The 11,197-nt window shown below is 62.4% G+C and carries 14 protein-coding genes; 10 read left to right on the forward strand and 4 right to left on the reverse strand.

What is annotated here, in order from left to right; genetic code table 11:
• Window positions 1–104: 104 nt before the first annotated feature.
• The 4 genes from P9236_RS03765 (at window position 105) to P9236_RS03780 (ending at window position 3,330) form a co-directional block, all read left to right on the forward strand.
• Window positions 105–650: an iron transporter gene (locus tag P9236_RS03765; RefSeq protein ID WP_278073255.1), complete on the forward strand. Its 546-nt coding sequence runs from the start codon at window positions 105–107 to the stop codon at window positions 648–650.
• Window positions 651–716: 66 nt separating this feature from the next.
• Window positions 717–1,073: a cupredoxin domain-containing protein gene (locus P9236_RS03770; protein WP_278073536.1), complete on the forward strand. Its 357-nt coding sequence runs from the start codon at window positions 717–719 to the stop codon at window positions 1,071–1,073.
• Entirely contained in the window at window positions 1,070–1,918 is an 849-nt protein-coding gene (locus P9236_RS03775; protein WP_278073256.1) for an FTR1 family protein, read from the forward strand. Before P9236_RS03770 ends, P9236_RS03775 begins: the two co-directional genes overlap by 4 nt.
• Window positions 1,915–3,330, forward strand: a complete 1,416-nt coding sequence (locus P9236_RS03780) for a 4Fe-4S binding protein (protein ID WP_278073257.1) — start codon at window positions 1,915–1,917, stop codon at window positions 3,328–3,330. Before P9236_RS03775 ends, P9236_RS03780 begins: the two co-directional genes overlap by 4 nt.
• Window position 3,331: 1 nt before the next feature.
• On the opposite strand, the gene P9236_RS03785 is transcribed toward P9236_RS03780, so the two are convergent.
• On the reverse strand, window positions 3,332–4,495 hold the full coding sequence (locus P9236_RS03785) for an NnrS family protein (protein WP_278073258.1): 1,164 nt from the start codon (window positions 4,493–4,495) through the stop codon (window positions 3,332–3,334).
• 288 nt (window positions 4,496–4,783) lie between these two features.
• On the opposite strand from P9236_RS03785, the gene P9236_RS03790 reads away from it, so the two are divergent.
• Entirely contained in the window at window positions 4,784–5,161 is a 378-nt protein-coding gene (locus P9236_RS03790) for a hypothetical protein (RefSeq protein WP_278073259.1), read from the forward strand.
• Between the two features lie 21 nt (window positions 5,162–5,182).
• Here the strand turns inward: P9236_RS03790 and P9236_RS03795 are convergent, their stop codons facing one another.
• Genes P9236_RS03795 through P9236_RS03805 form a run of 3 tightly spaced genes read right to left on the reverse strand, consistent with a single transcriptional unit; the run spans window position 5,183 to window position 7,565 of the window.
• On the reverse strand, window positions 5,183–5,455 hold the full coding sequence (locus P9236_RS03795) for a DUF2249 domain-containing protein (protein WP_278073260.1): 273 nt from the start codon (window positions 5,453–5,455) through the stop codon (window positions 5,183–5,185).
• Between the two features lie 11 nt (window positions 5,456–5,466).
• A complete protein-coding gene (locus P9236_RS03800) occupies window positions 5,467–6,060 on the reverse strand; it encodes a UbiX family flavin prenyltransferase (protein WP_278073261.1) in 594 nt (197 codons plus the stop codon).
• Window positions 6,057–7,565 carry a UbiD family decarboxylase gene (locus tag P9236_RS03805; RefSeq protein WP_278073537.1) on the reverse strand — a complete coding sequence of 503 codons (1,509 nt, stop codon included), beginning with the start codon at window positions 7,563–7,565 and terminating at the stop codon, window positions 6,057–6,059. The genes P9236_RS03800 and P9236_RS03805 overlap by 4 nt, the downstream gene beginning before the upstream one ends.
• A 300-nt stretch (window positions 7,566–7,865) precedes the next feature.
• On the opposite strand from P9236_RS03805, the gene P9236_RS03810 reads away from it, so the two are divergent.
• The 5 genes from P9236_RS03810 (at window position 7,866) to mog (ending at window position 11,155) form a co-directional block, all read left to right on the forward strand.
• Window positions 7,866–8,159 carry a hypothetical protein gene (locus P9236_RS03810; protein ID WP_278073262.1) on the forward strand — a complete coding sequence of 98 codons (294 nt, stop codon included), beginning with the start codon at window positions 7,866–7,868 and terminating at the stop codon, window positions 8,157–8,159.
• 148 nt (window positions 8,160–8,307) lie between these two features.
• The gene (locus P9236_RS03815; RefSeq protein WP_278073263.1) at window positions 8,308–8,754 is read left to right on the forward strand and encodes an SCP2 sterol-binding domain-containing protein; all 447 of its coding nucleotides are present in this window, start codon (window positions 8,308–8,310) and stop codon (window positions 8,752–8,754) included.
• On the forward strand, window positions 8,751–9,749 hold the full coding sequence (locus P9236_RS03820) for a peptidase U32 family protein (protein ID WP_278073264.1): 999 nt from the start codon (window positions 8,751–8,753) through the stop codon (window positions 9,747–9,749). Before P9236_RS03815 ends, P9236_RS03820 begins: the two co-directional genes overlap by 4 nt.
• 3 nt (window positions 9,750–9,752) lie before the next feature.
• The gene (locus P9236_RS03825) at window positions 9,753–10,652 is read left to right on the forward strand and encodes a U32 family peptidase (protein ID WP_278073265.1); all 900 of its coding nucleotides are present in this window, start codon (window positions 9,753–9,755) and stop codon (window positions 10,650–10,652) included.
• A 5-nt stretch (window positions 10,653–10,657) separates the two neighbouring features.
• Entirely contained in the window at window positions 10,658–11,155 is a 498-nt protein-coding gene (mog, locus tag P9236_RS03830; protein ID WP_278073266.1) for a molybdopterin adenylyltransferase, read from the forward strand.
• Window positions 11,156–11,197 lie beyond the last annotated feature (42 nt).

Below are 11,197 nucleotides of genomic sequence, written 5' to 3' on the forward strand. Positions count from 1 at the left end.
TCATGTTATCGATCTGTCGATCCGGAGCAGGTCGAGGCCCGTCTCAATTCCGGAGATATCCTTTGAAGGCACAGGTCGGTGCCGTCGGCAGCCAGGAGGCCGGTATGTCACGTCAGTCGATTTTGTTCTCATCCGTCGCGGCCCTGCTGGCCGGCGCTTCGGGCGTTTGCGCGATGGAATATCCCATCGGCAAGCCTCAGCTCACGAACGGCATGGAAATAGGCGCCGTGTACCTGCAGCCGATCGAGATGGAACCGGCCGACATGATGAAGCCGCCGGCCGATTCCGACATTCATCTCGAGGCCGATATCCATGCAGCGCGCGGCAACGCAAACGGCTTCGTCGAAGGCGATTGGATCCCCAACCTCAAAATCGAATATGTGCTGACCAAGCTCGTTGACAATCGGCAAACCGGCGGCGTTTTGATGCCCATGGTCGCCAGCGACGGCCCCCACTATGGCGACAACGTTAAGCTGATGGGACCGGGCAAATACAGCCTGAGCTACACGATTTCCTTTGGCGCATCTGGCGGCCACGCGCAGTTCGGGAGGCATGTCGACAAGGAGACGGGCGTGGCGGCGTGGCCCGCGCCCTTCCGCGTCGACTATGAATTCACCTTTGCCGGCGTGGGCAAGAAGGGCGGCTACTAGCGAGGCGGAACCCACGTCACACGGACCCCTCATCTCGTGTCGGCCCCGAAACGCAAAGGAAATTCGATGGATAGCGCTTCTACCGGTCTGGCGGCGATTGTTGTCGGAGCCTGCCTGCTGGCGACCGCCGCGATCGCGGACGAAAGCCCCACCTTCGTGGTCGACCTCAAGGACGGGGTGATCACGCCGCCGTCCCTCGAAGTGCCAGCCAACTCCCAGTTCAGATTGGAGCTTCGCAATAGCGGATCCAGCCCCGTGGAATTCGAGAGCATCGAGTTGCGCAAGGAGAAGGTGCTGGGGCCTGGGGCGGCTTCGTTCGTCGTGATCCGACGCCTCGATCCCGGCGAATATCGCTTCTTCGACGATTTTCATCCCGGCATGCCGCCTGCCACGCTTGTCGCCAGGGAACCGGCGGTTCAATGACTGCTCTGTTCGGACAGATCGCCTTCGTGGTCTGGCGGGAAAGCACCGAAGCAATCCTGGTTGTCGGTATCCTGCAAGGATGGCTGGCGCATCACGCGGGCACCAAAGCCGCGACGGCGCGGTCTTTCCTGTGGACAGGCGCCGCCGCGGGACTGGGCGGAGCCCTTCTGCTGGCCGGCATCATCCTGTTTCTGGAGAGTCTGCTCGACGGAGAGCGCGCGGACTATTTTCAGATCGGCATGGCCGCGCTCGCCGCCTTGCTCATACTGCAGATGGTGGTCTGGATGCACCGGCAAGGCAGAGGGCTCAAACGAGATCTCGAGCACGGCGCCGAGCGGGCCCTGATAGCCGGCAATTGGGTGGGACTGTTCCTGTTAGCGGCAGTCGCCGTGATGCGGGAAGGAAGCGAAACCGTCATTTTCCTCTATGGCCTCCTGGCATCCGCCGGGCAAACGACGCTTCCCGGAACGCTGGCCGCCGTCGCCGCCGGGTTTACCTTCGCCGCTGCATCCTACTGGCTGATCCACATTGCCGCCAAACGCTTTCCCTGGGCCGTTTTCTTCCGGGTGAGCGAAGTTCTTCTGTTGTTCCTGGCGGGATCGCTTTTGATGACCGCGCTCGACCGCGCCATCGGGTTGGAGCTGGTCCCGCCGCTGTCAGGGATCATTTGGGACACGTCCTGGCTGCTGGACGATACAGGCAGGCTGGGCAGCCTGGTTGCGAACATGACGGGCTATCGTGCTCGTCCCGAACTCGCAACCATCCTGGCCTATGCGATGTACTGGACAGCCGTGCTTGCGCTGCTGCGTTCACCGCGCCCGCATCGCACGCAACCATGCCCATGACGACAACGATCGTTCCGCGGCACGCCTCTTCAGTTCGACCCGATCGATCCGACGACGTCTGGCGGAAGGCCGGCGATTGGCTCCAAAGACATCAGGCAACGATTCGGATGGTGCAATGGACGATGGTGCTCGTGTACGCCGTTCTCCTGATCGTGCCCGTCTTCCTGCCGCTTCCGGACAACGCGGCCTATCTGTGGTCCAACTTCACGCGCTTCGCACAGTTCGTGTTCTGGGGCCTCTGGTGGCCGCTCGTGCTCCTAGGCACCGCGCTGGTCGGTCGGATATGGTGCGGCATCTTCTGCCCTGAAGGAGCGATAAGCGAATTTGCCAGCGGCCACGGGCGCGGCAGGGCTATACCGCGCTGGATGACATGGCCCGGCTGGCCGACCGCCGCCTTCGCCTGCACGACGCTGTACGGCCAGATGACGAGCGTCTACCAGTACCCCGCTCCGACGCTCCTGATCCTCGGAGGCTCGACGCTGGCGGCCGCGCTGATCGGCTTCCTCTACGGGCGCAACAAGCGCGTATGGTGCCGCTATCTCTGTCCGGTCAGCGGCGTCTTCGGCCTGCTGGCAAAGCTCGCCCCGCTGCATTTCCGTGTCGAGCCACCGCTCTGGCAGCTTTCGCAGCTCTCGGGAACCAAGCCCAAGGCGATCAACTGCGCACCGCTCGTGCCGATCCGGACCATGCGTGGCGCCAGCGACTGCCACATGTGCGGGCGCTGCAGCGGCTTTCGCGGGGCAGTTCGTCTGGCTCGCCGCTCGCCAAATCACGAAATCGTCCATGTTGCCGGCGCCGCCGCCAAGCCTTGGGAAACGATCCTGATCGTGGCGGGCCTGATGGGTCTCGCCGCCGGCGCGTTTCAATGGTCGGTCAGCCCGTGGTTCGTGCAGGCGAAGATATGGGCGGCTGAACGGCTGATCGAATACGGGGTGATGTGGCCGCTCGAAACCACGGCACCGTGGTGGATCCTGACGAATTACCCTGGCGACGTGATGACGCTTCTCGACGGAGCGTTGCTCGTCGCCTATGTGCTCGCGGCTGCCATCGCCAGCGGCGCGTCGACGTTTTCCTCGCTGGCTTTGGCCGCGCGCAGCCTTGGCCCCTGGCGAACGCGGAGGCTTCACCATCTTGCCCAGTCGCTCATTCCTTTGGCGGGCGCCGGAGTATTGCTCGGCCTTTCCGGCCTCACCGTCAGCCAATTGCGGTCGGATGGGATCGTGCTGCCGTTCGTCGACCCGCTGCGCGCTGCTGTCCTGACGATGGCGACCTTCTGGTCCGGGGTTCTGTGCTGGCAGGTGACGGGAATCTACAGCCGGCAACCGGTCCGACGAATGCTCGCCCTGTTCCTGGTCGGGCTGGCGATGATGCCAGCCGTCGCGGGGTGGGTCCTGCTTTTCTGGATCTGGTAGTCTATTTCGCGCCAACCCCGAGCAAGACCCCGCGATAGGCCGTCAGAAACAGGCCAAACGAGATGATCCACAAAGTTCCTGAAAAGCTTGCCAGCGGGCCGACATAGCCGGGCAGCGCTTCGATCAGGAGGCGGGACAGGCAGCAGGCGGTCATCGCCGCGAGCGCCCCGGTTGCAGGAGCCGAGGGCACAAAGGCGAGACGGCTATGCTTGCGGATCATGCTCGCCATGATGGCCAGGATCATGGTTCCGATAGCGCCGATTGTCCATGCATGAACAGCGGTTGCCTGGCCCAGCATCGCTGGCGCAAAGATATGGATCGCCAGGAATGCAAAACCCACGACGATCCATCCGTAGCCTATGTGAAGGCCAAGCACCGTCGACGATGACAGACTGCGCCAACCTCCCCATTGGGCGGCCCGGATCGCTTGGCTAAAAGCGGCAAGAGCGCAGGCAACGCCAGCGAGTTGCGCCTCCGGTGCAGCAACCCAAGAACAAAGCGCGCAAATTGTCAGCAGCGCTGCCGTGTACTCCAGGACAGCAGAGCGACGCAAAGCAACTTGGCGGCCGGCGCTCTCGATATAGGCCACGGTCAAGGCCGGCACGACCCGCCCTCCAATGATGATGACGAGGCCGATGATCGAGGCGAGCGCCAGTCTCAATGCAAATTCGACCCGGTAGGATGTCGCGACAAGTACATTGCTGCCGCAAAAGGCAGCCAGGAGAAGCAGTATCTTGAGATTGCGGCGATCCCGACCGGCGATCACCACTCTGGCCGCGATCAACAAAAGTGCGAGAATCCAGATCGCCGAACAGGCAAGCCCGAAGGACGGTGGCAGCGACAGGAAGGCTAAACGGCCGCAGGCCCACAAGACAATGAGCAGGTATGTCGTGCGCGGCAGCACTGCCTGACGTCCAGTCCAGCGCGGCAGCGCGGTCAGCAGGAAGCCGGTCAGTACTGCCGGGACCATCCCAAACAGAAGCAAGTCGCGATGCCAATCGCCGGCAGAGATCGCGGTTGCACCGAAGGCTTGTATTCCCAGCGCCGACGGCAACCAGCCACCGGCGCCCAACATGGCGTCGACCGCGGCTGCGAGAAAAAACGGCCGAAACGGCAAATGCGCCGGCTTCGTTTTGAAGGCGTTGAAGTTGCCGTCGACGCTCATGCGACCCGTCCTCCGGAATGGCGGTACATCTCCTGCGGCGTCGCCCGCCATTGGACGGACCGGCAAGAAGGACAAGTATGGCGCAATAGGTGCGAGGATCGGTTTGGTGTTTGCTCCAGCGCAAACATCCCTCAGAAGTATCGACTATCTTGAGGATTGTTCTTGAAGCAGCTCTGCGATCTGGTTCCCGGCATGGGACGGTCTCGTTCTTCCCGGCCAGGCTGCTCAGGGCGCAGGTCAACTGCACAGCGACTCCAGGCAGCCTGTCTGCGACGGGAGAAGAAGAAGATGAAGCACGGCCTTCCCGAAAACAGCGCCGCGGAAATGGCGATCACCGTTGCCCGGCTGGCAGGGCTGATCGACGAGGCGGGGTTGGATTGCCGGTGCCGCTCCAAGCTTGACGAGACGTTGTCCCGTTTCGCCCGTTTGGAGATAGGGCCGGCGGCCCGCGGGCATCTCACCAACGCGCGCCATCAACGCGCGCATATCGAGGCCATTCTATTGTTTTTGCAGGATCTCGACGAGATAGGAGAGGCCGAAGGGGATAGCAGTGTCTACCACGACTTCGCCCTTCTCTTTGACGACATCGCGACGATCGCAAGGGATGGCGCGCTTTCGATGCGACAGCTCGGTCAATTTGCCGCTCTCACTGCAATTGTACGCTAGTTGAGACCTTGAGCCGGCCGATCATTGAGCTGGCTTTCTTTTCCCGATTTCGATTAGCCATTCCGGTGGCCCAATCTCGAGACAAACCCAGACGAGATCGCCGGCGAAAGACGACTCGAACTGACGCTTCAATCGACGAGGATCGAAGTCCAGGATCACCGAGAAGGCCTGCCCCGGCTCGAGGCTGTCGAACATTGACATGACGGCCGACTGCTTCTTCGCCGGATGAAGCCGCCTCACGTCGTATGGCTCGGCCTTCTGCTCCTGAAGATTCGTCCGGGCTTTTCCTCCCATTGAATGCTCCATCAGAATGATCGACGGGTTGCGGCGTGGTCTTCGCCCCATCTCGTCAACTTGTCGCCAGGGTCCACGCCCGCCCAGTTGACGAGTCGAGCGGCCATCTCGACGACCATCGCCTCGATCGAAGCCGGCTTGACATAGAATGGCGGCACCGGCGGCGCGATGATCGCTCCCATCCGCGTCAACCTCAGCATCGCATCGAGGTGCCCCTCATGCAGAGGTGCTTCACGCGGCACAACCACCAGCCGGCGCCGTTCCTTCAGGACGACGTCGGCCGCCCTGGTAAGAAGGTTGTCGCCCAGGCCGTGCGCCATCGCCGCCAAGGTCCGCATCGAGCATGGCACGACGATCATGCCATCCGTCCTGAAGGAGCCGCTGGCAATGGGCGCGGCCAAGTCCTGGTGGGAGTGAGCATGGTTGGCGAGCGATGTAAGCTGAGACAGTCCGTCGGCGCCGATCTCGTAGGCAATGGTCATTCGCGCGCTCTTTGAGGTGACGAGATGGGTTTCCACCCCACCTCTGACCAGTTGGCGTATGGTCTCGAGGGCCAGCACGGAACCAGATGCGCCGGTAACCCCTACTATTATGCGTTTGGTCATTTCTGCGCCGAACCGGTTGGTTGCGGAAAAAGCTCGGCCCAACGCCCCGAAACTCTTTCAACGATCTGCGATGACATCTTCAGTTCCTTCCCCCACTCGCGAGACGTCTCGGACCCGATCTTGCGCGTCGCGTCGAATCCGATTTTCCCCCCAAGCCCTTCCAGGGGCGACGCGAAGTCGAGGGAGTCGATGGGGGTCCGATCCAGCTTCATCAGATCGCGCGAGACATCCATGCGCGTGGCCACCGCCCACATCACGTCCGACCACGACCGGATGTCGATGTCTTCGTCCACCACGACGACCATCTTGGTCATCGAGAACTGCGGCAGCAGCGACCAGAATCCCATCATAACGCGCCGCGCCTGTCCGGCATATTTCTTGACGATCGATATGACCGCAATCCTGTAGGAGCAGGCTTCCGGCGGCAGCCAGACGTCGAGAATTTCCGGTATCTGCTGGCGCAGCAGCGGCTTGTAGACGTCGAGTAGCGCCTCGGCGAGGACGGACGGCTCGTCGGGCGCGCGCCCGGTGAACGTCGTGAGATAGTTCGCGCCGTCCCTCACGCGAATACGCTTCAGCTTGAAGACGGGAAAATGCTCCACGCCGTTATAATATCCGGTGTGGTCGCCGAAGGGACCTTCCTGCGCCGTTTCGTTGGGTGAAACGGTCCCCTCGAGTACAATCTCGGAACTGGCGGGAACATGGAGCTCGATGCTCCTGCATGGAGACAATCCGACCCGTCGATCGTTGATCATCCCAGACAGCGACAGTTCCGATACGCCCTCGGGCGCCGGCATCACCGCCGCTATCAAGGTCGCAGGGTCCGCGCCGATGACGACGGCGACGGGCATCTCGAGCCCCCTCGCCTGCCACATGCGATGGTGGGCCGCACCGCCTCGCATGGGCAGCCATCTTATAATCGCCCGGTCCCGGGCGATTACCTGCATCCGGTATATGCCCAGGTTGTACTTGCCGGGATCGTCGTCGCCCGGCGGCCGGGTGACGACCACCGGCCATGTGATGAGAGGACCGGCGTCCTCCGGCCAGCAGGTCTGGACGGGAAGGATCGCGAAATCCGGCTCCGCATCCCTCCATATCCTTGACGACGAAACGATCTTCGGGCGCGCCGCCAACGCGCCACGCGCAGCGGAGAACATGTGGCGAGCCTGACGCAAGTTCTGCGGAACTTGGGGGGACCTCATCCATGCCAGCAGGGCGCCGAGAGTCTCGAGTCCGCGAATGTCCGTGCCCAGCCCCCACGCGACACGTTCCCGCGTCCCAAAGATGTTTGCCACGACCGCAAAGGGCGAACGACCCCTATGGTCATCCATCGGCATGGCCATGCGCAGCGCCGGCCCCTGCGCCGCGATCACCCTCTTGTGTATCTCCGTCAATTCGAACCGGGTCGATACCGGGGCGCGGATCTCTCGCAGTTGACCCTTCGCGTCCACGTACGAAAGAAAGGAGCCGAGATCAGAGAATTGGGGAAGAAGGCGATAATGCATGGCGAAATCCGGCACGACCGGTCCGTCGGCTGCGCCGTTCTCTCACGGCGGCCGCTCAAAAACATTGCGCTAGGTCAAAGAGCGGGCCGTTTGCGCGCTGTACGTTAAAGCCAACGGTATGCCCGCCTGAGGGGCAGGTCGATATCGAGGTGGTGTCGGGGAGACGTTCAGATGGCCAGCAACCTAGTCAACGACACTTTTGAAGCATGCCGGTCCGCGATCGCCGTTTTCAGGGATCGTAGGCGGAGCAGGACCGCGAGAAGGGAGTTCTGGGCGCTTGGGCCGGAGGAATGCAGGGGCATGCTGAACGACATCGGCATGTCGCCAAACGAATTCGATGACGCCATGCATCTGCCTTATGCAGCGCAGGATTTCCTCACGTTGGCGATGCTTTCGGTCGGGATCGATCCCGACGACTTTCATACGCTGGAGTTCGCGCATGACCACTTCATGCCCCGAACCTGCATCACATGTCCGCATCGCCGCATATGTCACGATCATATGCAGGCCTTCGATTTCGAAAGCCACTATCGGGATTTCTGCCCCAACAGGGATAATTTTTCCAAGCTGCTCGGCAAGAGATGCGATGCCTAGCCGGCGGTAAAATCTTCATGATCGAACGCAGACCGGACAGCGCTTGAAAATGGGGCCTCAAAACGCCGAGCCAATGTTGCCAGGATTTGTTCGCCACCTGTTTCCGACAGTCGCAGGGCTGCCGGCCGGCCCGTTGCTGACATTGTCCTTGCGCTCGCTTGCCAGGCGACGTCCCGGTCTTTTCGAGCGCCTGGGCGAATACCGGTCGGCCTGCTTCGGCATCGACCCCGTGGACCTCGCATTCGCATTTCGCGTGGTCCCGGACGGACTAAGATCGAGCGTCCGCGTCGTGAGCAAGGATGGAGCCGCCGGGTCGGACGTGCTGATCAGGGGACCGCTTTTGACCCTGTTGAGCCTGCTTGACGGCACGCTTGACGGCGATGCGATGTTCTTCAGCCGCGTCATCTCGATAAGCGGGCGCACGGAAGCGGTGCTCGCCTTGAGGAACACGATAGAGGATGCCGAGCTTCGTCCGTCGGACCTGCTCGGGCTGCACGGCATACTGGCCCGCTGTGTCGATACGGGTGTCCTCGGCGCCCTGGGCGCCGCACGGCGATTGGCCGACAACAGCCCAAGCGAGGCGCGGAAAGCATGACGACGACACGCATGGAACTTGTCTGTCCGGCGGGAACTCCCGCGACGCTGAGGGCCGCCGTCCAGGCGGGAGCGGACGCGGTCTATTGCGGATTTCGCGATGAAACCAACGCCCGCAATTTTCCCGGGCTCAACTTCTCCCGGGACGAACTCGCCGAGGGCGTGCGCTTCGCCCACGGCCATGGCAGCAAGGTCCTGGTCGCGATCAATACATTCGCTCGCGTCGACGATGTCGATATCTGGAAGAGGGCAGCGGACATGGCGGCGGAAAGCGGCGCGGATGCCATTATAGCCGCGGACTTCGCCGTGCTCGACCATGTGGCAAGGAACCACAAGCAAATCCGCCTCCATCTTTCGGTGCAGGCCGCCGCGGCGACGCCGGAAGCGATCGGATTCTACGCGGCTCGGTTCGGCATCCGGCGCGTGGTGCTTCCAAGGGTTCTGTCGCTCCAGGAGATCGCCGCGCTGAACCGCGCGATCGACGTGGAAACCGAAGCATTCGTTTTCGGCGGCCTTTGCGTGATGATCGAGGGGCGCTGCTATCTCTCTTCATACGCGACGGGGAAATCGCCCAATCTCAACGGCGTCTGCTCGCCACCCGAAATGGTGAGCTACGACGAAGAGCCGAGCGGCACGGCGGCACGGCTGTCCGGCTTCACGATCGACCGGTATGGGCGCGGCCAGCCGGTGGGATATCCCACGCTCTGCAAGGGCAGATTCAAAGCCGGGGGCAAGACCTCCCATCTGTTTGAGGATCCCGTCAGCCTGAATGCCGGCGGGATGATTTCGGGCCTGAAGGCCGCCGGGGTGACTGCGTTGAAAATCGAGGGACGCCAGCGCGGCAAAGGCTATGTAAGCGAGGTCGTGCGCGCCTTCAGGAAAGCCGTCGACGCGGTCGAAAAGGGCGGCGAGGCCGTCGACATCGACCGGCTTCTCGCCGGCCAGTCGGAAGGGGCTCGGCAGACGGCCGGCGCTTACGAGAAGAAATGGAGATAGCCGGTGTCCGAAATCGCACTGACGCTTGGACCGGTCTTCTTCCACTGGTCTCCCGACCGTCTCCTCGATTTTTACCGCAGGATAGCGGACGAGGCCCCGCTCGACCGGGTTCACGTCGGTGAAGTCGTCTGCGGAAAACGCATGCCGTTTTCGGACCCCGTCTGGCCGTCGGTCATCGAAAGGCTGGAACGCGGCGGCAAACAGGTGGTGCTGTCCACGCTGGCGGCGCCGGCGACCGTTCGGGAACGCAGAAGCGTCGGGGATCTTTGCGGGGACGAGAGGATGGTGGAGATCAACGATGTCTCCGGCCTGCCGTCACGTTCCGGCAAATACTTCGTCACGGGTCCGTTTGTGAATGTTTACAACGAGGCTTCGGCAAAGTTCCTGATCCAACTCGGCGCGCAAACGATCTGCCCGCCCGTGGAATTGTCGTTTGCGGCGATCGGCGCCATGTCCGTGAAGTGTCCGAAGGCTGAGTTCGAGATTTTCGCTTTCGGCCGGCTGCCGCTCGCCCTCTCCGGACGGTGTTATCATGCGCGGATCCATGGCCTTCACAAGGATTCGTGCCAGTTCACATGCGAAAAGGATCCCGACGGCCTCTCGGTCGATACGCTTGACGACCAGCAGTTTCTCGCGGTCAACGGCGTGCAGACCCTTTCCAACCAGGTTCAGGCCTTCTGCCCCGCGCCTGACGCACTCGCAGCAAAGGGCGTCAGACGCCTCCGTTTGTCCCCCCAGACATGCGACATGGTCGAGGTGGCGAGGATCTATAGACGACTTGCCGACGGCAAAGAGGAACCCGAAGATGCCCGCTTCGCCCTTTCGTGCCTCGATCTGCCCGGCACGCTGGTCGACGGCTACGTCCACGCCAGGCCCGGATGGCAGGTAACCGCCCCGGTCTGACAAAAATGACCCAGATTGCAATCGTGACCATCTCCGATCGCGCGAGCCGCGGCGAATACGAGGATCTTGGCGGACCGGCAATCGAGCGCTGGCTCAGTGGTGTCCTGGCGGAGCCGTGGGGTTTTGTCCGTCGCATCGTCCCCGACGGCCTGGAGAGTGTCCGTGACGTGCTCATCGAGCTTTGCGACCAGGCGGGCGCCGACCTGGTCCTTACGACGGGCGGAACCGGCCCCTCTCCGAGGGACCTCACTCCCGAAGCCATGCGGCAGGTCATCACCAAGGAGTTGCCCGGTTTCGGCGAACTCATGCGGCAAGCGAGCTTGCAGCAGGTGCGAACGGCCATCCTCTCCCGTCAGACTGCCGGGGTGCGCGGGCGATCGCTGATCATAAACCTGCCCGGAAAACCGTCTTCCATCGATGTATGCCTCAGCGCTGTCTTCCCCGCCGTGCCTTACTGCCTCGAGCTCATCGGCGCGGGCTCGATCGTGGTGAATTCCTCTTAATTAAGCCTTGTCTGATGCATGTCGTTGTCCCAGAACGGCTGC

This window comes from Mesorhizobium sp. WSM4884 (genome assembly GCF_029625675.1).
In the GTDB taxonomy this organism is placed as follows: Bacteria; Pseudomonadota; Alphaproteobacteria; order Rhizobiales; family Rhizobiaceae; genus Mesorhizobium.

Bases quoted from the DNA above. Each gene is read 5' to 3' on its own strand.
- P9236_RS03765 (WP_278073255.1), top strand. From the start codon at position 105: ATGTCACGTCAGTCGATTTTGTTCTCATCCGTCGCGGCCCTGCTGGCC.
- P9236_RS03770 (WP_278073536.1), top strand. From the start codon at position 717: ATGGATAGCGCTTCTACCGGTCTGGCGGCGATTGTTGTCGGAGCCTGC.
- P9236_RS03775 (WP_278073256.1), top strand. From the start codon at position 1,070: ATGACTGCTCTGTTCGGACAGATCGCCTTCGTGGTCTGGCGGGAAAGC.
- P9236_RS03780 (WP_278073257.1), top strand. From the start codon at position 1,915: ATGACGACAACGATCGTTCCGCGGCACGCCTCTTCAGTTCGACCCGAT.
- P9236_RS03785 (WP_278073258.1), bottom strand. From the start codon at position 4,495: ATGAGCGTCGACGGCAACTTCAACGCCTTCAAAACGAAGCCGGCGCAT.
- P9236_RS03790 (WP_278073259.1), top strand. From the start codon at position 4,784: ATGAAGCACGGCCTTCCCGAAAACAGCGCCGCGGAAATGGCGATCACC.
- P9236_RS03795 (WP_278073260.1), bottom strand. From the start codon at position 5,455: ATGGGAGGAAAAGCCCGGACGAATCTTCAGGAGCAGAAGGCCGAGCCA.
- P9236_RS03800 (WP_278073261.1), bottom strand. From the start codon at position 6,060: ATGACCAAACGCATAATAGTAGGGGTTACCGGCGCATCTGGTTCCGTG.
- P9236_RS03805 (WP_278073537.1), bottom strand. From the start codon at position 7,565: ATGCATTATCGCCTTCTTCCCCAATTCTCTGATCTCGGCTCCTTTCTT.
- P9236_RS03810 (WP_278073262.1), top strand. From the start codon at position 7,866: ATGCTGAACGACATCGGCATGTCGCCAAACGAATTCGATGACGCCATG.
- P9236_RS03820 (WP_278073264.1), top strand. From the start codon at position 8,751: ATGACGACGACACGCATGGAACTTGTCTGTCCGGCGGGAACTCCCGCG.
- mog (WP_278073266.1), top strand. From the start codon at position 10,658: ATGACCCAGATTGCAATCGTGACCATCTCCGATCGCGCGAGCCGCGGC.